The organism is Natronorubrum halophilum (assembly GCF_003670115.1).
GTDB lineage: Archaea > Halobacteriota > Halobacteria > Halobacteriales > Natrialbaceae > Natronorubrum > Natronorubrum halophilum.
In genome coordinates, this window is sequence record NZ_QQTY01000005.1 from 1 (window position 1) to 18,640 (window position 18,640).

The 18,640-nt window shown below is 64.6% G+C and carries 20 protein-coding genes; 10 read left to right on the plus strand and 10 right to left on the minus strand.

What is annotated here, in order from left to right; all coding sequences use genetic code 11:
- Positions 1 to 126: 126 nt before the first annotated feature.
- Positions 127 to 2,064 (minus strand): beta-CASP ribonuclease aCPSF1, encoded by a 1,938-nt coding sequence (locus DWB23_RS18800; protein WP_121744343.1) that lies wholly within the window; start codon positions 2,062 to 2,064, stop codon positions 127 to 129.
- A gap of 329 nt (positions 2,065 to 2,393) precedes the next feature.
- Here DWB23_RS18800 and DWB23_RS18805 point away from each other — a divergent pair, with 329 nt between their 5' ends.
- Positions 2,394 to 2,876, plus strand: a complete 483-nt coding sequence (locus DWB23_RS18805; RefSeq protein ID WP_121744344.1) for a hypothetical protein — start codon at positions 2,394 to 2,396, stop codon at positions 2,874 to 2,876.
- 14 nt (positions 2,877 to 2,890) lie between these two features.
- Here DWB23_RS18805 and DWB23_RS18810 read toward each other — a convergent pair whose 3' ends face one another.
- The gene (locus DWB23_RS18810) at positions 2,891 to 3,526 is read right to left on the minus strand and encodes a hypothetical protein (RefSeq protein ID WP_121744345.1); all 636 of its coding nucleotides are present in this window, start codon (positions 3,524 to 3,526) and stop codon (positions 2,891 to 2,893) included.
- Positions 3,527 to 3,672: 146 nt separating this feature from the next.
- Between DWB23_RS18810 and nucS the strand changes: the two genes are divergently transcribed.
- The gene (gene nucS / locus DWB23_RS18815; protein WP_238717501.1) at positions 3,673 to 4,443 is read left to right on the plus strand and encodes an endonuclease NucS; all 771 of its coding nucleotides are present in this window, start codon (positions 3,673 to 3,675) and stop codon (positions 4,441 to 4,443) included.
- A 227-nt stretch (positions 4,444 to 4,670) separates the two neighbouring features.
- Here the strand turns inward: nucS and mutS are convergent, their stop codons facing one another.
- The 5 genes from mutS to gvpA form a co-directional block, all read right to left on the minus strand.
- Positions 4,671 to 7,454, minus strand: a complete 2,784-nt coding sequence (gene mutS, locus DWB23_RS18825; protein WP_121744346.1) for a DNA mismatch repair protein MutS — start codon at positions 7,452 to 7,454, stop codon at positions 4,671 to 4,673.
- Positions 7,455 to 7,622: 168 nt separating this feature from the next.
- Positions 7,623 to 7,961: a CHY zinc finger protein gene (locus tag DWB23_RS18830; RefSeq protein WP_121744347.1), complete on the minus strand. Its 339-nt coding sequence runs from the start codon at positions 7,959 to 7,961 to the stop codon at positions 7,623 to 7,625.
- 193 nt (positions 7,962 to 8,154) lie between these two features.
- The gene (gvpO, locus tag DWB23_RS18835; protein ID WP_121744348.1) at positions 8,155 to 8,694 is read right to left on the minus strand and encodes a gas vesicle protein GvpO, halophile-type; all 540 of its coding nucleotides are present in this window, start codon (positions 8,692 to 8,694) and stop codon (positions 8,155 to 8,157) included.
- 81 nt (positions 8,695 to 8,775) lie between these two features.
- Positions 8,776 to 9,813: a gas vesicle protein GvpN gene (gvpN, locus tag DWB23_RS18840; RefSeq protein ID WP_121744349.1), complete on the minus strand. Its 1,038-nt coding sequence runs from the start codon at positions 9,811 to 9,813 to the stop codon at positions 8,776 to 8,778.
- 6 nt (positions 9,814 to 9,819) lie between these two features.
- A complete protein-coding gene (gvpA, locus tag DWB23_RS18845; RefSeq protein ID WP_121744350.1) occupies positions 9,820 to 10,107 on the minus strand; it encodes a gas vesicle protein GvpA in 288 nt (95 codons plus the stop codon).
- 376 nt (positions 10,108 to 10,483) lie between these two features.
- Between gvpA and DWB23_RS18850 the strand changes: the two genes are divergently transcribed.
- From DWB23_RS18850 to gvpM, 8 genes are all read left to right on the plus strand, one after another.
- A complete protein-coding gene (locus tag DWB23_RS18850) occupies positions 10,484 to 11,107 on the plus strand; it encodes a GvpL/GvpF family gas vesicle protein (RefSeq protein ID WP_121744351.1) in 624 nt (207 codons plus the stop codon).
- A 2-nt stretch (positions 11,108 to 11,109) separates the two neighbouring features.
- Complete coding sequence (gene gvpF, locus DWB23_RS18855) at positions 11,110 to 11,364, plus strand: gas vesicle protein GvpF (protein WP_121744352.1); 255 nt, start codon at positions 11,110 to 11,112, stop codon at positions 11,362 to 11,364.
- Entirely contained in the window at positions 11,364 to 11,939 is a 576-nt protein-coding gene (locus DWB23_RS18860) for an Hsp20/alpha crystallin family protein (RefSeq protein ID WP_121744353.1), read from the plus strand. Before gvpF ends, DWB23_RS18860 begins: the two co-directional genes overlap by 1 nt.
- Positions 11,936 to 12,841: a hypothetical protein gene (locus tag DWB23_RS18865; protein WP_121744354.1), complete on the plus strand. Its 906-nt coding sequence runs from the start codon at positions 11,936 to 11,938 to the stop codon at positions 12,839 to 12,841. Before DWB23_RS18860 ends, DWB23_RS18865 begins: the two co-directional genes overlap by 4 nt.
- Before the next feature lie 83 nt (positions 12,842 to 12,924).
- Positions 12,925 to 13,509, plus strand: a complete 585-nt coding sequence (gene gvpJ, locus DWB23_RS18870) for a gas vesicle protein GvpJ (RefSeq protein ID WP_394341760.1) — start codon at positions 12,925 to 12,927, stop codon at positions 13,507 to 13,509.
- Positions 13,506 to 13,850 carry a gas vesicle protein K gene (locus tag DWB23_RS18875; RefSeq protein ID WP_121744355.1) on the plus strand — a complete coding sequence of 115 codons (345 nt, stop codon included), beginning with the start codon at positions 13,506 to 13,508 and terminating at the stop codon, positions 13,848 to 13,850. Before gvpJ ends, DWB23_RS18875 begins: the two co-directional genes overlap by 4 nt.
- Complete coding sequence (gene gvpL / locus DWB23_RS18880; RefSeq protein ID WP_121744356.1) at positions 13,847 to 14,758, plus strand: gas vesicle protein GvpL; 912 nt, start codon at positions 13,847 to 13,849, stop codon at positions 14,756 to 14,758. Before DWB23_RS18875 ends, gvpL begins: the two co-directional genes overlap by 4 nt.
- Positions 14,755 to 15,114 carry a gas vesicle protein GvpM gene (gene gvpM / locus DWB23_RS18885; protein WP_121744357.1) on the plus strand — a complete coding sequence of 120 codons (360 nt, stop codon included), beginning with the start codon at positions 14,755 to 14,757 and terminating at the stop codon, positions 15,112 to 15,114. The genes gvpL and gvpM overlap by 4 nt, the downstream gene beginning before the upstream one ends.
- 88 nt (positions 15,115 to 15,202) lie before the next feature.
- Here the strand turns inward: gvpM and DWB23_RS18890 are convergent, their stop codons facing one another.
- The 3 genes from DWB23_RS18890 to DWB23_RS18900 form a co-directional block, all read right to left on the minus strand.
- Complete coding sequence (locus tag DWB23_RS18890; RefSeq protein WP_121744358.1) at positions 15,203 to 15,418, minus strand: hypothetical protein; 216 nt, start codon at positions 15,416 to 15,418, stop codon at positions 15,203 to 15,205.
- A gap of 373 nt (positions 15,419 to 15,791) precedes the next feature.
- Complete coding sequence (locus tag DWB23_RS18895) at positions 15,792 to 16,808, minus strand: Gfo/Idh/MocA family protein (RefSeq protein ID WP_121744359.1); 1,017 nt, start codon at positions 16,806 to 16,808, stop codon at positions 15,792 to 15,794.
- A 637-nt stretch (positions 16,809 to 17,445) separates the two neighbouring features.
- Positions 17,446 to 18,507, minus strand: coding sequence for a zinc-dependent alcohol dehydrogenase family protein (locus DWB23_RS18900; RefSeq protein WP_121744360.1), 1,062 nt, complete (start codon positions 18,505 to 18,507; stop codon positions 17,446 to 17,448).
- Positions 18,508 to 18,640 lie beyond the last annotated feature (133 nt).

Sequence of the window (18,640 nt, forward strand, 5' to 3'; positions counted from 1 at the left end):
GACCGGAGCGCTGCAGGCGCTCCGGTAGACCTGAAAAGGCCGATCGGTGCGAGGTCGCGAAGCGACCTCGAAGCGAAGCGGCGAAGCCGCGGAGCGAGGCCTGCCAGGGCTCACCGAGGGCTTTCTTTAGAGGAACCGGAACGTCTCGAGGTTCTTCGGCGCGAAGGTCCGCATGTCGAAGTCGTGGTACAGCGCGCTCGAGAGATCCTGCGTGGAGCGTTCGTCGCCGTGAACGCAGAGCACTTTCTCGGGGCGCGGGTTCATCGTTTTGACGAAGTTCTCGAGGCCGGCGCGGTCGGCGTGGCCGGAGAAACCGTCGACGGTTTCGACGTTCATGTTCAGCGAGAGGGTGCCGCGACCGTTGCTGTTAGAGCCCATCGCACCGACCTCGCTGGTCGGGATTTCGTCCCAGCCGTTCTGGATGCGTCGACCGAGGGTTCCCTGGGCCTGGTAGCCGACGAAGACGAGCGTCGAGTCCGGGTCGGGGCCGATGTGGCCGAGCCAGGACATGATCGGCCCGCCGGTGACCATCCCGGACGTCGAGAGGATGATACAGGGGTCGCCGTCGGCGACCTCCTGTCGCTCTTCCTCGCCGGCGTCGATGTGGTTGAACTCCTCGGCGAGGAACGGGTTCTCGTCCTCGTGGAAGATCCGGTCCCGGAGGTTGTCGCGGAGGTACTCTGGGTAGGTCGTGTGGATCGCAGTCGCCTCCCAGATCATGCCGTCGAGGTGGACCGGCATCTCGGGAATTTTACCGTTGCGCATCGCCTCCTCGAGGACGAGCATGATCTCCTGTGACCGACCGACGGCGAAGGCGGGAATAACGACCTTGCCGCCCCGATCGTAGGTCTCCTGAATGACCTTCGTCAAGTTCTTCTCGGAGTCTTTCTGGTCGGTCTGGTAATCGTTGCGACCGCCGTAGGTCGACTCGAGGACGAGGGTCTCGACGCGCGGGAAGTCGTTGACGGCACCGTTGAACAGGCGGGTATCGTCGTAGTGAATGTCGCCGGAGAACGCGACGTTGTAGAGGCCGTCCCCGATGTGGAAGTGCGAGACGGCCGAGCCGAGGATGTGGCCCGCGTTGTGGAAGGTGAGCTTGACGTCCGGCGCGATGTCCGTCACGTCGCCGTACTCGAGCGGGATGCAGTGTTTGATCGCCTCGCGAACCTGTTCTGACTCGTACGGTGGCGCGCGCCCTTCCTTGGCGGCGACGTCGAGGTAGTCGAGCGTGAGCAGGCCCATCAGGTCACGCGTCGGCTCGGTGCAGTATATGGGGCCGTCGTAGCCGTACTTGAACAGGAGCGGGATGAGCGCGGAGTGGTCCAGGTGGGCGTGGGTGAGCACGACCGCGTCGATCGTCTGGGGACCGGCACCGAGCGCTTCCGGTGCGTGGAGGTAGGGTACCTCGCCCTCTGCACCGGGCTTGTCACCGCAGTCGACGAGGATCCGCGTTTCCGGCGTCGAGAGGATAAACGAGGCGCGGCCGACCTCTCGGCAACAGCCCAGCGTGGTGATCCGGACGTACTCGTCGTCGGACATCTCCTCGCGGTGGATCTGCCGGCCGACCTTCTCCAAGATATCTCGCCGTTCGTCGCGTTCTTGCTTCAGGAAGCTCCGGACGTTCGAGACCGTCGAGGACTCGATCGGGGGCGTGCGGACGACTTCGGGCGTCCAGCCAACGTTTTTGGTAATATCACGGAGGGTCGAGCCGTGGCGGCCGATAACCATGCCGGGCTTTTCGGCCTCGATGACGACCTCGCCGGTGTCGGCGTGGAAGTCGAGGTCGGTCACCCCCGCTTCTTCGGGGATGACGCCCATAATCTCTTCGCGGGCCTCTTCGGGCCGCGAGAGGACGCTCGGGTCCGGTCGGACGGTGATCCGCTTGCGAAGTTTACTCGCGAGTTTCCGAATGAGATCGCCCTTCTGGGCGAACTTCTTCGGATCGCGCGTGTAGACCACCAGTTCGGGGCCTTCGTATTTCACCGAGGAGACCGAGATATCGCTCGGTAGCTCGCTCGTGATCTCTGCTTTCAAGTCGTCGAGTTGCTGCTCTACAGTACTCATAATCGCCAATTGTGGCTTGCGTGAACTCGCCGCCGAGGGGCGAAGACGTCCAGCCGACAGTCTGCGGTCGGATACCGAGTTCGAGATCCAAACGGCAGCGGTCGAATCTCGGTGGTAAAGGGCGATGTCTTCGTGAGACAACGCCAGTCAGATGTTGTCCAGTATCCCAGACCATTGCATCGTGCCGTATTGTGACGAACACGCCCCCAGGTCGGTTATCCTGGTTCGTGCGGGAAGATTCCAGGGAGAACCCGCTTATTCGACGCTATTCTTTGCGTCGTATATAAGCCTTCGCAAAAAGCAGGACCGTGGAGCACGAAGTGGGGGGTATGCAGCTAACACCAAACCGCGTCGTCACGGAGCGAAACTGGGTCGCAGAGCGATCTGAGACCGTCGTCCCGATAATCAACGGTGTTCGCGACGATCTCGGCGACATTTTCGACACCGACGTCGATCACGTTACCGAATCGCAGTATCTCGAGGAAGTCGATGCCGTCTTCGCCGACGGCGATGTGGCCGTCAACGTCGCCGCGATGGTCGCGATCCTCCGGACGCTCGACGTCGAGGGCGACTATCCGGGCTTCGTCGTCGACGAACTCCTCGGTCGAGAACTGGCCGCGACGATCGCCGGCACCCAGCCCCTGCGGACGCTCGGCGAGGCGACCTTCCACTACGCGGATCTGCAGGTACACGGGAGCGAAGACGAGAACGCGGGCGTCGACGACTGCGAGGCGGCGCTCGCGGCCGGTTTTCAGGAACGGCTCCCCGGATGGAACTGGACCGAGCGCGAGAGTCCGTTCAGCGTCGAGTGAGCGGCGGAGCCCGATCAGGCGCTCGAGTCGGTGTCGTTCGCAGACTCGGAATCGGTATCGTTCGCGGACGCGGAATCGCCGTCGTCGGATTCGGTGTCGTTTCCTTCCTCCGGCGGTTCGTCGTCCGGTTCGGGTTCAGCCTCGGGGGCAGGCTGCTCCTGTGCCTGAAGCGCCGCCGCGTACTCTTCGCCGGGAAGAAGCCCGTCTGCGTCGCCGTCTCGAAGCGTGTCGAGTAGTCTCCCGTCGTCTCCCTCGAGCAGGAATGCGCCCCGTTCGCCGATTCCGGCTTCGATCGAGATGTCGTCCTCGTCCGCTATTTTCGATTCGAACTCCACCGAATACGACATGAACAGGTCCCCCTGTCGCTCTCGCAACTCCGCCTGGGCTTCCTGCCGATCGAGCTCCTCGTTCTCGACTTCGGTCATGATTTCCTGCTCGATAGCGTCGAGCTCTTCCCGAGACGGCTGGACGAACGCCGTGATCCCGGCTTCGGGGTCGATGTCCGGCTCGGAACCCACGTCGAGTTCGTCGCTCGAGTCGCTGTTTGAGTTGCCGTCCGAAACGTCGAATTGGCCACAGCCGGCGAGCGACGCCGTGGCGCCGACACCGGTAAGCGTGAGAACGCGACGACGAGTTGGATCGGGGGTCATCGTACCCGTGATTCACGGACGGGCGCGAATAAATCCTCGTGATACACGCTCGGTTCTCGCAACGTACGATCGGTCGCAACCGATCGCAGGTCGCCGCGAACCTCGGTCCGGACCGCTTTTATTCGCCCGATGGCTATCTCGTCGCAGTGACGTCCGGCACACCATCCACGAACTCCTCGCAGGCCATTACCCTCGAGCAGCCATCCCTCGAGGACGCCCGCGAGGCCATCGCCGACGGAATCGAGCGCGAGGCGCTCGTCACGATTTTCGGCCGCTGTGCGGTCGACTACGAGGGGCGCGCCTCGAGCACCCTCGAGGCCGGCGACCGCCACGTCATGCTCAAACCCGACGGTGCGACGCTGGTCCACACCGACGAGGGCCAGCAGCCGGTCAACTGGCAGCCGCCGGGCTGTGAACACGACGTCTTCTGCGACGCGGCGGACGACGACGGCGAGCGCGCGCTGGTACTCGAGAGCGTTCGGTCGACGCCGGACGAGCGACTCCGCGTCCGTTTTCAGCGGATTCTGCAAGTCTCTACGTTCTCCGGCTCCGACGAGAACGACCTCGCGCTCTCGGGATCCGAGGAGGACCTTCGCCGACGGATCCTCGAGGACCCCGACCTGCTCGAGGCGGGGTTTACCCCGCTCGCGACGGAACGCGACACGGCCGCGGGTGCCATCGACATCTACGGCGAGGACGCGGCGGGGCGGACGGTCGTCGTCGAACTCAAGCGTCGCCGCGTCGGCCCCGACGCGGTAAGCCAGCTACGGCGGTACGTCGACGCCCTGGGGCGCGACCTCCACGCCGACGCGTCGGTGCGCGGGATTCTGGTCGCCCCCTCGGTGACCGACCGCGCCGACCGGCTGCTCGTCGACCACGGCTTAGAGTTCGTCCCGCTCGAGCCGATCGGTGAGTGACCGAGTCGGCCACTGGAACTTCGCTCACTGCCGGAACACCGACGACCCGAAGCGAACCAACAGCAACAGATCCACGTCCTGAAGAACGCCGCGCTGTTCGGTTCCGTCCTCGCGTTCCCGAAGATTGGCCGGCGCGAGGAACGAGCTGCCGTATCGGGTGCGGTTCTCTCGAGAAGTTCGCTGAGGGCGCGTGTCTCAGTGGTGCAATTCGTCGGTCCTCTTGGCGTTCACTCCTCGAGCAGCCGTTTCAGCCGATCCAGCTCCGTCAGGGCCTCGACGGGCGTGAGGTGTGCGAGGTCGAGCGCGCGAAGTTCGGCGGCGACGTCGGTCGGGGTATCCCCGCCGTCAGCGGTCGCTGGACCGGTGACCGCCGAATCGTCGGTTACGTTCGCGTCTCGCTCGCCGGCGGTATCGCCCCGAGACGGATCGTCCCCGGCGGCTCCGTCGACTAGTTCCCTCGAGCGTTCGACGACCGGTTCGGGAACCCCCGCGGCGGTCGCGACTTCGACGCCGTACGATCCCGTCGCCGCGCCGGGGACGATCTCGTGGTGGAAGACGACCTCCTCGTCCTCCTGTCCGACCTCGAAGTGGAGCGTGAACGCCGTCTCGAGGTCGTCCGCGAGTTCGGTCAGGGGGTGGTGGTGGGTCGCAAAGAGCGTCGTCGCGCCGACCCGATCGTGGATGTGTTCGATGATCGCTCGCGCGATCGCGAGGCCGTCGGCCGTCGAGGTTCCGCGGCCGACCTCGTCCAGCAGGACCAGCGAGCGTCCGTCGGCTTCCCGAAGGATGGTCGCGAGTTCGTCCATCTCGACCATGAACGTCGATCGCCCGCCCGCGATGTCGTCGCTCGCGCCGACACGGGTGAAGATCCGATCGACGGGCGTCAGCCTGGCCGAGCGAGCGGGGACAAAACTGCCGACCTGCGCGAGCAGGACGATCTGGGCCACCTGCCGCATGTACGTCGACTTCCCGGACATGTTCGGCCCCGTGATGACCGCCAGTCGTCGGTCGTCCGTCAACCGGGCGTCGTTGGGGACGAACGACTCCTGCGTTCGCTCGACGACGGGGTGGCGACCGCCCTTGATGTCGATCTCGAGGGAAGCGTCGCCGTCGGGACCGGCACCGCCGTTACGCCCATCGCGTTCGAGCATCTCGGGCCGACAGTAATCGTACTGCGCGGCGACGGTCGCGAGCGAGACGAGGGCGTCGAGCGTCGCGAGCGCCTCGGCGAGTCCCTGCACCCGCTCGACCTCCTCGGCGATGTCTCGTCGGACGTCACAGAAGAGTTCGTACTCGCGCTCGTCGGCCCGTTCCTCTGCACCGACGATCTCGTCCTCGCGCTCTTTGAGCTCCGGCGTGACGAACCGTTCGGAGTTTTTGAGGGTCTGTCGGCGCTCGTAGTCGTCCGGCACCGCCTCGAGGTTCGGGTTCGTCACCTCGATGTAGTAGCCGTGGACCGAGTTGTAGCCGACTTTTAGCGAGCCGACGCCGGTGCGCTCGCGCTCGCGATCCTCGAGATCGTCGATCCACCGTTTGCCGTCGCGGGCGGTCGTCCGGAGGGTGTCCAGATCGTCGTCGTAGCCTTCGGCGATGATCCCGCCCTCGGTGATCTCGATCGGCGGATCGGTCACGATCGCGTCCTCGATCAGTTCCCGGACGTCGACGAGCGGATCGAGGGCGGCGTGCAGTTCCCGAAGCCGCTCGCACTCGGCCCCGGAGAGTTGATCGCGAACGTCCGGAACGACGGCCAACGTTTCGCGAAGCGAGCGCAGGTCTCGCGCGTTCGCCCGCTCGCGAGAGATGCGACCGATCAGCCGCTCTAAGTCGTACACGTCTCGCAACAGATCGTGGAGTTCCTCCCGACGCTGCACGCCAGCCGTCAGTTCCTCGACGGCGTCGAGCCGGGACTCGATTCTGACCGGCTCGAGCAGCGGCCGCCGGATCCAGTCGCGGAGTTTCCGACTGCCCAGTGCACAGGCCGTCTCGTCGAGCACGCCGACGAGCGTCGCGTCTTCGCTCCCGGTGACGGCCCGCGGTTCGAACAACTCGAGGCTCCGCAGGGCGACGGCGTCGAGCAGGAGGTACTCGCGGGGATCGTAGCGGGTGAGGTGCGTGATGTACTCGAGGCGGGCACCGTCGCTGTCGGCTCCGGCTTCGTCGCGGTCGCCGCCCGTATCGATTTCGTCGCGGTCGCCGTCGAGCGTCGCGTCGCGCTCGCCTTCGTGCTCGCCGCCCCGGACGTACTCGGCGTAGGAGAGCAGCGCGCCACAGGCCCGAATCTCGGCGTCGCTGGCGAGCAGCGCGTCGGGATTGCGGAAGTATCGCGAGACCGTTTCGCCGGCGTGATCGCGATCGAACGCCGCCGCCTCGAACGGCGTCACCATACAGCGCTCGGGAAAGAGCGCTGCGGACGCGTTCGGGCCGACGACCGCCTCCGCGGGGTCGAACCGGCTCACCTCGTCGGCGATAGCCTCGCTCGAGGTCGAACTCGTCGCGAGGAAGTCGCCGGTCGAGACGTCGAGCAGGGCGAGCGCGAGTCCCGAGTCGTCGTCGGGTCCCGTCGTGGAGCCGTTCCCGCGGGCCACCGCGGCGACGAAGTTGTTGTCGTCGCTCGCCAGCAACTCGTCCTCGGTGAGCGTCCCGGGCGTGATCACGCGCGTGACCGCGCGCTCGACGACGCCGGACGACTCGCCGGGTTCTTCGACCTGATCCGCGACGGCGACTCGGTAGCCCGACTCGAGCAACGTCTGGATGTACGACTCGGCGTTGTCGATCGGAATCCCGGCCATCGGGTACTCGCCGGTGCTGTCCTCGCGACTGGTCAGCGCGATCTCGAGCAGCCGCGCGGTGCGTTCGGCGGCCCCGCAGAAGGTTTCGTAGAAGTCGCCCACCTGAAAGAGGACGATCGCGTCGTCGTAGCGGGCACAGAGGTCGTGGTACTGACGCATCATCGGCGTCAGCTCGTCGTGTCTCTCGGCCATCTTTTCGGGAGGGCCAAGCGCCGGATCCATATGCAGAACCCGCCGTCGAATGCGGAAATAGCTTGCTGGATCGACCGCGCCGAACCGCTCGAGCCGTCGGCATCAGCGCCGGCGGACGACTGAGGACGGTACGTTTTCGGCGTCGAATCGAAACGGATCCGGGAACGGTCTCCGTTTCCGTCGAAGCACGTACGGACGTTACTGCAGCGATTCGTCGGTTTCGTAGTACCGTTCGGCGTGCGCACGACAGCCGGGATTAAACGCAGCGTCACATGAGGGGCAGCGATACTCGGCCTCGAGGTATTCTGGGACGGTGAGTTCGGTTTCACAGGCGCCACACAGGACCGACGGCTCGTCGAAGCGGTCTCGAGGCCACGGACTCGCGTCGTGGTCCGTCACCGCCTCGTGACACCGATAACAGGGATAGTACTGCTCGCAGCAGGCGAATTTGAAGGCGACGACGTCGAGGTCGGTGTGGTAGTGAGCGCACCGAGTATCTGAACCGACGTCGACGCCGCGAACGGGCGTTTCGGACACGGTGAGTGGGTGAATCGACGGTCGGACGCCCCTTCGAGGTTGTGGTTCGGGACGGGAGCCGATCGTCGACAGAAGCGTCAGCGGGGCCAGCGGACGTGAGTGGCCTAATCCCGGCGGCCCCGTGAGTGAGACGGCCGCTCGCGTCGCGACTCGAGCGGCCGCGATCGGGCCGGTCGCGACACGGGTGCGTTCGCTACTCGAACGCCGCCGTGTCGCCGCGGCGGTAGCGGTCGAGTCGGCGGTAGCCGTGGACGGTCGCGCCGTCGTCCAGTTCGATCTCGTAGCGGCCGATGATGTCCTGGGTGTCGGGAACGGCTCGCCGTTCGACGACTTCGACAACCGCACGCCAGCCGTCCTCAGTCGGAGCGATTTCGCTGACGGCGTCGAACTCCCTGCCGATGAGTTCGCCCGCCGTCGACCGGACCCGTTGTCGAACGGCGAGGACGCCTTCGATCTCGTCGTGATCGGTTTCGACGTCCGCATCGACGTCGTCGGGGTCCGACTTCTCTTCGGCGGTCATGTCGGCCGAGAGGTCTCGGCTCCGGGTTTCGTCGGTCGCCTGTTCGTCTTGTTCTTGTTCGTTTTCGGCTGTTTGACTGTCACTCACGGTTGAATCACTCTCATCGTGTTGGTAGCAAAAGCCGTCGTCTCGGGCTGGCCGTGAACAGCGCTCGCCGTCCTCGGTAAGCGCCTTGCACTGCTCCGCTGATTGCTGTGTATCGGCTTCAGCCATTGGCTTGAATTGGAACCTGTTATCGTTTCGTCGCTGGATTGCTGTGCTGGTATCGCGTGGCTGGACTCTGTCTCGACCGCGTCAGAGCGAGTCGGCGATCTGCGTCCGTAGCTGGGAGACGTCTTCGGGACCTTCGCCGGCGATCTTCGGCGAGAGAACGTCCGTGAAGACGTCTGCCAGCAGTTCGTCGTCGAACTGTCCGCTCTCGTGATCGCCGTTTTGCGTCCCGTCGAAGACGGCGAGCCCCTTTGCGGCCGTGATCGCCGCTCGCGTCCCGACGACCACGTCGAGTTCGTCGCGAAGCGCTCGCGTCGTCTCGACGATCACCTCGATGTCTTCCGCCGACATATCGACGTGGGACCGAACGATCTCGCGTTCGGTCTCGCCGTCGTAGTAGTCGATGTGAACGCCGACGAACCGATCGAGTAGCGCATCCTGTTGTCGGTGGACGCCGGCGTACTCGACGTCGTTCGAGGTCAGTATCGCCCGAAACTCGGGGTGGACGTCGATCGATCGATCCTCGCCGCGCTTGCCCGGTCGCTCGAGGACGCCTTCCTCGAAGACCGAGAGCAAGACGTTGTGGGCGGAGGGATCGCTGCGCGAGAACTCGTTGTAGACGAGCGTCGCGCCCTCTCTGACGGCGACCGAGAGCGGGTTGTCGACCCAGCGCTCGCGGACGATCTCCGTCTGTTTGCTGACGCCGCCGACGAACTGGTCGTTTTCCTTGTATCGCTCCCCGCCGGCGTGGGCACCGACGAGCGCGGCCGTGTCGACGGACTCGTCTCCGTTGAGCCAGACGACCGGACGGCCGCGCTCGGCGGCTGCCGACAGCGCAAGCGCAGTCTTCCCACAGCCCGTCGGGCCGATCAGGTGGACCGGCTGATCCGCTTCGAGCCAGCCGTTGATCCGGTCTCGGAGCGACGCAACGGCATCCGTCTCGACGAACGGCTCCGGAGCGACCGCTTCCGGGGCGGAGAGTGGACTATCGCCGTTCTTCTCGCCCGTTTTCGACGTTTTTCGGGCCAGTTCTTTCTTCGCTCGTCGCCCCTCTTTCTCCGAACGGTCGGTCGTGATCTTTCTTCCTCTGACCTTGCGCTTGCGGGAAGAATCGTCGGCCATGAAGTGTTATTCGGCGGATTGCGGTGACGATTCCGGACGCGGTTCGACCTCGAGCTCTTCGAGTTCTTCGAGGTCGCCCTCGGCCGTCGCTTGCTCAATTTTTGCGATCTCCTCCGCGTAGTGGAGGAAGGTGTCGACCGAGGCGACGACGACGCGGGCCTCGATCGTCAGCAGTTCGATTCCGACGACCGAAACCCGGGCCCAGACGTCGATGACGACGCCTTTGTCGAGGATACGATCCAGTACCTCTGCGAGACTCGAGGAATCGGGTCTTCGTCCTGATGGTGCTGCCATGATACACTGGTGGATTTATTCCCACTTCGTAACACGGCTTGCGCTGCGATTGCAAGCCGCTCCCGTAACCCGGTGGGACGTCGCGGACTGCGCCTGCAAGCATCATCATAACCCGTCGCGCTGTGAAATCTTCAGTGACGAGTTCCTCGAGTATCCGCGGACGGTCCTCCGGGTCGGAAATCGGCTCGGATACCGCCGACGGTAATCGACAGTCAGTTCCAATGATATCCGTTCGATCGATACGTCTCGTGGCCAGTGACGAATCGCGCCCGCGTTCGCGGGCACAAACAGCGCCATCGCCGACTGAAGCCGTCGCCGTACTACGGGAGTCGAACGTCCCGCCGACGCGGGATGCCGGACTCGAGGTGGTCGGACGATGACGAACCGGTACGTCTACGGCGTCATGACCGACGAGCCGATCGAGTTCGAAACCGACGCCGTCGGCGGAGAAACGCAGGTCTACACGATCTCGCACCGTCGTCTCAGCGCCGTCGTCTCTGACATCGATACCACCGATCCCGAGGAAACCGACGAGGACGCTCAGCGCCACGACGACGTCCTTCGGGAGATCATGGACCGCGACGGCGGTCGCACCATCGTGCCGATGCAGTTCGGAATGGCCTTCGAGAGCGATCGAGCCCTGAAGAACGTCCTCCGCGGCGCCAGACCGGCGTTCCGGCGCGCGATAAACGATATCGAGGGCCGGATCGAGCTCGGTCTCAAGGTCGTTCGCGAGGAGGACGCCGACGTCGACGCGGACGCGATCGAAGAGGCCGTCGCGGACACGCTCGAGCCGATCGCCGCCCAGTCGGTGCCCAACGACCTGTTCAGCGATCGACTCGTGCTCAATCGTTCGTACCTCGTCGAACGCGACGAACGCGAGGCGTTCGACGACGCGGTCGCCGAACTCGAGGAAACGCACGACGACCTCATCTTCCGGTACACGGGACCGTTCGCCCCGTACAGCTTCGTCGACGTCAAAATCGGAGCCCAACGCTAACCATGTTCATCCTCGACGACCTCCTGATCCGGCCGTTCGTCGGCATCGTAGACACGCTGCACACGATGGCGATCAGTGAGATGTACGATATCGAGGCGCTCGAGGACGAACTCAAGGAGAACCAGTTGCTGTACGAACTCGGCGAACGCTCCGACGAGGAGTACCGGCGACGCAAGGACGAACTCGAGGCCGAGCTCGAGATCGCCCGCGACGTTCACGAACGACTCGCGAGCGGCCGCGTGGAGGTGAAAAGCTAATGATACCAGACGATTCCGAACCGAACGACCGACGGGACGAACCGGCCGACGAGAACCACTGGCTCTCGAGCCTCTTATCGGCCCTGCAGTGGCTCGAAGACGACTCGGTGTCGGGACGAAAGCGAACCGATCGGACGGTTCTCGATTACGATATCTCGGTTCGAACGGGGGAGTCCCTGGACGACCAGACGCAGTTCGACCGACGGTCGGATACCGGCGACGACCGCGACCGCATCGATCACGATCGCCCCCGAACGCGACGGTACCGGCCCTCGTCGACCGCGCCGTCGGATGATCATCACCTGACGACGCGAGAAGCCGACGACGAGATGCTCGTCACTGCCGACGTCACCGGCACCGATCCGGACGACGTCACCGTCGGGTTCGACGAGACGATGCTCGTCATCGCCGTCTCCGGTCGCGAAATCGATCGAGTCGACGTTCCGTGGCGCGATCGAACGGCCGAAGCGACGATCAAGAACGGGATACTCTCCGTCCGGGTCACTCCGAACGAAGACGACCCTGAAGGTGACGAAGCGGCGAACGCGGACCCCGACGCGGAGGACGACCGATGAGCGACGACAGCGCCGATTCCTTCGAAACGCTGCTCGAGGACGCGACGGAGAGTCTCGATCGACTCGAGGACTCCCTCGGCGGCGTCGAGCAACTCGACGACCTCGACGACAGTATCGTCGAGTCGGTGCTCGGTGACGTCGAGACGCTCGCGAACGTCCTCACGGAGACCGACGAGTTGCTCGAGGAGATCGATTTTAGCGATCTTCCCGACGCCGTCGACGGCGACGAACTCCTCGAGGCGATCGAAACCGGCGAGATTCCGGACGTACTCGCGGACGAAGACGCGGGTGCGACGGATCTCGTCGACTTCACGCAACTCTTTCGGGCGATCGATCTGCTCTCCGCCTGGGACGCGACGGATCTCACCGATCTGTGGCAGGAAACGCGCGAACTCGAGGACGCGGTCGACGACCTCGACGATGGGGAGGACGCGGGGATGGTCGAAGATGCGATCTCGGATGTCGCGGACGACGACGGCGACGGCGACTTGATCGGCGACGACGACGATGACCTGATCGAGATGGATGCGGCCGACGCGAAGGAGGCGCTCGGCGATATCGACGTCGCGGAGGATCCAGAGGCGTATCAGGTTGCCATCCAGCAGCAGGCGATGGAAGGAATCGACGCCTTCCGGGAGGCGCTGCTCGAGACCCACGAGAAGTTCGAACGGCTCTACGAGTTCAACCGCGAGAAGATGCGCCGGCAGGATACCAGCACGAGCTCGCGGAACCCGACCGCGGCGTCGACGATCCAGACCGATCGCCGCGACCTCGGTGGGGGGGGCCGTCACTCAACGGTGCCCCAGGAAGTCAAACTCTCGACGGCGCCCAGCCGAAAGCGCATCTACGGGCGTCGATTCGAGATCGAACGGGAGAAAAAACGGAGGTCCAACAATGAGTGATCCACTACAGCACACGGCCGAGCGACGCCGAGTGAGCCAGACGACCGATTCGATCGCGGAGCCGGGACGGGCCGGCAAGGGAGGTGATCGCCGTGGTCGATGACTTCCAGCCGAGCCGGCAGAAGGCCGACCTCGCGGAGGTCGTCGAGATGCTGCTCGACAAGGGTATCGTCATCAACGCCGACATCGCCGTCTCGATCGGCGACACGCAACTGCTCGGCGTCCAGGTCCGGGCTGCGATCGCCTCCTTCGAAACCGCGGCGAAGTACGGCCTCGAGTTCCCCGAGGGGACCGACATGCGACGCGTCGCCGCGGCGGTCGACGAGCCAGAACTCGCGGAGATAGACCGGCCGAAGCCGCCGATCGATCCGACGCGGGGCGTCAACGTCACGCCCGACGAACGGTACGCGGACGAGACGCGCGAGGAGTTTTCGGACGAGGACGGCGAGAGCGGTGACTCGAGCGAGAACGACGACCAGTCCGAGCGAGGAACCGAACACATCGGCGCACGGCCGAATCCGGATCGACCGACGAGCGGCGGATTCGACCTGCTCAGCGACGAGACGGAGTCCGCGGACGACAGTGCGGACGCGGGCGACGGGACCGACGCCGAGGACGACGAAAACAACGCCGGTGAAACCACGGACGCGGAGGTCGAGGACGAATGAGCCAGATCGACGTCGGCGACGGTGAGGACGCGCGACAGGGGCTGATCACCCTCGTCATCACCGTCGTCGAGATCCTGATCGACGCCCTCGAGCGCGAGGCGGTTCGGCGCATGGAGTCGGGGAACCTGGCCGACGAGGAGATCGAACGGCTCGGCCAGCAACTCGCGACGATCGAGGACGAGATCGAACAGCTCAAAGACGACGAGGGGATCGAGGACGGCGTCGACGACCTTCGCGGCGACCTGGACGGACTGGTCAACGACGCGATCGAACAACTCCACGGCGACCCGAACGTCACCCACGCGCCCGGGTACTCCGTCTTCGGAGGTGACGAGGAATGAGTTCCGATCAACTCGACGATATCGAGGACCTCGACGACATCGAAGACGCCGTCGATCAGGCGGACGTCCCCGAAATCGACGAGGGGCGATACCTCTACTGTATCGTTCGGGCCGACGCCGGCGACACGCTCGAGACGACCGGGGTCGACGGCGAACCCGTCTCGGTCGTCGTCGAGGACGGCATCGGCGCGGTCGTCCACGAATGCGACGGGATCTACGACTCGGCGGATCTCACGGAGATCAGACGCTGGCTCGTCCGCCACCAGGTGGTCGTCGACGAGGCCGGCGAGGCCTTCGGCACGCCGATCCCGTTCCAGTTCGATACGATCCTCCAGAGCGACGACGACGGCGTTCGCGAGTGGCTTCGATCGGAGTCCGGCATGCTCGAGCGAGCGCTATCGGGGCTCGCGGACCACTGGGAGTACCGCGTCGAGGTCGTCGAAACCGACCCGATCAGCGACGACGCGCTGATCGAACGCGACGAGCGACTGAGCGAACTCGACGATCGGATCGGCGACTCCGAGGAGGGGACGGCCTTCCTGCTCGAGAAGAAATTCGAGCAACGGCTCACGGAACTGCGGGCGGCGCGTCGCGAGTCAATCACGGCCGACCTTCAGGACCGTCTCGACGAGCACGCACGGGAGGTTCACTCCCTCGAGCGCTCACCCAGTGCGTCGCTCTCGGACGAGATGGCCAACGAGGCGGACGCGGCGAGCGACGGCGAAACGCTCTCCCGACTCACGCTGCTCGCTCACGAGGACGACGAAGGGGCGATCGGATCCGTGCTCGACGACGTGGCGGCACACGACGGACTGGAGGTCAGATTCACGGGCCCCTGGCCGCCGTACACGTTCGCACCGGAACTGGGCGGTGACGAGGAGTCAGCGGGCGCACAGACACAGTCATGAGACCACAAAAAAACGAAGAGACGTTCGTCGACGTACTCGACGTACTGCTCCGGGATGGGGCGATCTTGCGCGCGGACGTCATCGTCTCGGTCGCGGAGATACCGCTCGTGGGGGTCAAACTCACGGCGGCCATCGCCGGCATGGAGACGATGAACGAGTACGGCCTCTTCGAGGAGTGGGATATCGAACGCCGGCGGACGGCGATCACCCGTCGCCAGCACAACCAACCCGGTCAACGGGAGAAACGTCTCCGTCGGCAGCGAGAACGCGACCGGAATCGCGAGTTCGACGGTCTCGACGAGATCACGGTCGACCCCGATCGGGATCGAGACCAGGGCGACGAGAAGTCGGCGTGAACGGGCGGTTGAGAAACCAGCACACGGAACGAGGCGCTCGAGCGGGCGAATCGGCCTTTTCCTCAACTCTGTCGATACCGGCGTGCTGTCAAGCGAACTTCGGTCGTTCCGTCGTGAGTTCGACGTCGCCGGTGACGGTCTCCTTGTCCCGATCCTCGTCGTAGATGTACTGGCCGTCTCCTCCGCAGAGCGTACACTCGTAGGTCTCGGAGATCTCGTTGATCATCTCTCCATCCTCGAAGTAGACGCGGCTCTGGGTGATCTGCAAGAATTGGGCAGTCTCGCAGTTACAGCAGGTGATCATACTCGACCGGTGGCGACGATCGGTTGTAGTTATCCGGCTTGTAACCGAAAGCGCGAGTAGACTATGGATTTCTTACCGTTCAGCCGGTTCTCCGTGACGAATCGGGTTCTCGCGAGAGCGCGTTGTACCAGGGTACGGCAAAGACGGGCGGAGTAAACGGTACATAACCGCACGATAGCGTTCGAATGTTTCCGAGCCGTCAGTACCGGATTAGCCGCCGAAAAACGGCCGGCGGTTCGTCGGTTCGCCGCGTTATTCGCTCACTTCTCGCGGGGGAATCGCCCCGATTCGTCGTTCAAATCGAGCGCCGTTCGGGGTGGACGATCGATCACGTCTCGCGTCGAAACGTCCGCCTGCCAGCGCGATTGTACAGTCAGCTTTCGGGCGCGACTCGAACCCGGTCCCCGGTTCGAGCGGACTCGTACGCTGCCGCCGTCAGCGCCGTCACCCGGAGGGCGTCTCGAGCGGTCGCCGGCGGTTCGGTCCCCGTTTGAACGCTTTCGAGGAAGGCCTCGGCCCGGGACTGTTCGACGCGAAAGTCGACGTACGGGCTGTACTCGCCGGCGTCGGAATCGATCTCGAAGACCTCCCGCGGTCCCCACTGTGTCCCCTCGAGGTAGACGGCTCCGTCGTCGTCCCAGCAGTGGATGTGTTCGCGGACCGCCGGGGCGTCGCCGTGAAACGAGAACGTCCCGGTCGCCCCGTTCGTAAACCGGACGTCGAGGTGCGCTCGTCGGTCGACCCGCTCCTGGTCGTCGTGAAAGTCCATGCTGGCGGCGACGGACTCCGGCTCGAGCCCGGTCGTCCAGAGCACGCCGTCGAGGACGTGACTCCCGGTATCGAACAGAAATCCGCCCCCGGAGAGGTTGGGATCGAGTCGCCACGTTCCCCTCGAGTCGTCGATCCAATCCTGCGTGATCGACGCGGTCAGCCAGTTCGGCGACCCGTCGGTAAAGCGCTTCCTAGCGGTTCGAAACGCCGTTTGCAGGTGGCGCTGATAGCCAACCATCAGCGTCTGTTGGCTCCGTTCCGCCCGGTCAGTCAGGTCTCGTGCGTGCTCGAGATCGGTCGCGAGCGGCTTATCACAGTAGACGTGACAGTCGTGTTCGAGCGCGTCGACGACCTGCTCGTAGTGAAGCGTGTGGGGCGTTCCGACGAGGACGGCGTCGAGCGGTTCGTCCTCGAGCATCGCCGCGTAGTCGGTGTACTGGCGCTCACGCGTTACGCCGAACTCGGCACCCGCTTCCGCGAGTCGATCCGTCTCGAGATCACATATCGCCCGGACGGTCGCATCCGGATGCCGGTGAAACTGTCCGCCGACGGTCGTCCCGATGTATCCCAGTCCGACGATACCGATCTGTACTGACCGCTCGGAACTATCCTCGTGCATGAACTACTAGAGGAGAGACACGCCCATCACTGTGGGGGTGTCACAGGCAAGGCCTCGACCTGACACTTTCCGTGAACGACGATATCGAGTTCGGGCGGCCGCTGTCGATCGGATACTGTCAGTATCCGTCGTTGTGTGATTCGTCGCGAACGGTCCGACGAAGTACGTCACAGGCTACCACCCGACAGCTAGCGGTTCGAAGGGGGAACCAACCGGTCCTCAGCCACGCCCTGTCGTCGGGTTAGCGGCTGCCTGTCAGCGGTGGGCCGACGCTATCGCCGCCCAAACGGCTGCATAACAATGGGTGGGACGTGCATCGTTGCAGGTGCGGGGATCAAACGCCCCGTCGGGTACACGCTCCAATAGACCACGACGCGCTGATTGCGTGCGTTCGTGCCCGGATCGCTCGCAAGTGGACTCGCCCCCGCTTCGAGTTAGCTCATGTCTCTCACGCCAGGGCGGGCTCCCGCCCCCGCCCAGGTTATCAACCCTGACTCGTCCCCACATCGTGGCTGCAGTCCCTGTCAGGACGGGACGAGTCAGGTATCCTGTCACCGAATCGTCCGTCGCGAGCCCCGAGAGAGGGAAACACGCGTTCTACGGGTCGAATCGATCGAGCGCTGAGAGAGAGTGCCGATCAGAACTCGGTGATGACGGGAATGCCGACCGTCTCGTACTCGTCCATCGATCCCAGCGTCTCCGGCAGTTCGTCGAGCGAGAGCGTCTCGCCGATGATCTTGCCCGGCTCGAGCGTTCCCTGTGCGATCAGGTTGAACAGTTCCTCGTACCGGACGAGCGGCATGCCGAAGGAGCCGTGGAAGTCGATCTCCTGCATCGTCATGATATCGACGGGCAGGTCGACCTGCCCCCGTTCCTCGCCGGTCGTCAGGCCGACCTGAACGTGACTACCCCGTGTTCCGAGACTGTTGACCGAGTTCCGGCAGGTCTCGGCGATACCCAGCGCGTCGATCGAGACGTCAGCGCCGCCGCCGGTGATCGTTTTGACTTCCCGCGGGGCGCTGTCGACGTCGGCTCCGTTGATCGTCTCGACGGCACCGAGTTCCGCCGCTCGCTCGAGTTTGGCGTCGAGGACGTCGATCGCGATCGGGTGTGCGCCGAGCGCCTGCGCGATGTGGATCGCCGAGAGGCCGACGCCGCCACAGCCGTGGACAGCCACCCAGTCGCCGGGTCGGAGGTCGGCCCGGTCGGCCAGCGCGTGGTAGGCGGTCATGAACCGACAGCCGAGACCGGCCATCTCGGAAAAATCGACGTTTTCGGGCAGTTTGACGCAGTTGAAGTCGGCTTCGCGGACCGGGAACGCTTCCGCGAACGCGCCCTGGGAGTACTCCGAGAGGCCGAGCGGAAGAACCGACTCGCAGTTGTTCGCACGCCCCTCGCGACAGTGCGGACAGGTGCCGTCGCCGAGGTGGAACGGAACGGCGACCCGGTCGCCCTCCTCGAGCGTCTCGACGTCGTCACCGACTTCGGAGACGATTCCGGCGGGCTCGTGCCCGAGAATCTGTCCCTCCGGGACGCCCGCTCCGATCCAGCTCCAGTCACCCTGCCAGGCGTGCCAGTCGCTGCGACAGACCCCACACGCTTCGGTCTCCACGACGACCTGATCCGGCCCCGGCTCCGGATACGCCACGTCCTCGATCTCGAGCGGTTCTCCGTGTTCGTCGATGACGGCTGCTCGCATGTACCCGTGATTCCGCTGGCTGCTACAAAAGTTCATGAGATATAAGAGAGCAGGAAACGTGTAAGCGGTTTATTTCGGCTCGAGCGAGCAGGTCTCCGTCTCCGATCACGAGTTGCGTGTCCGTTCTCGAGCC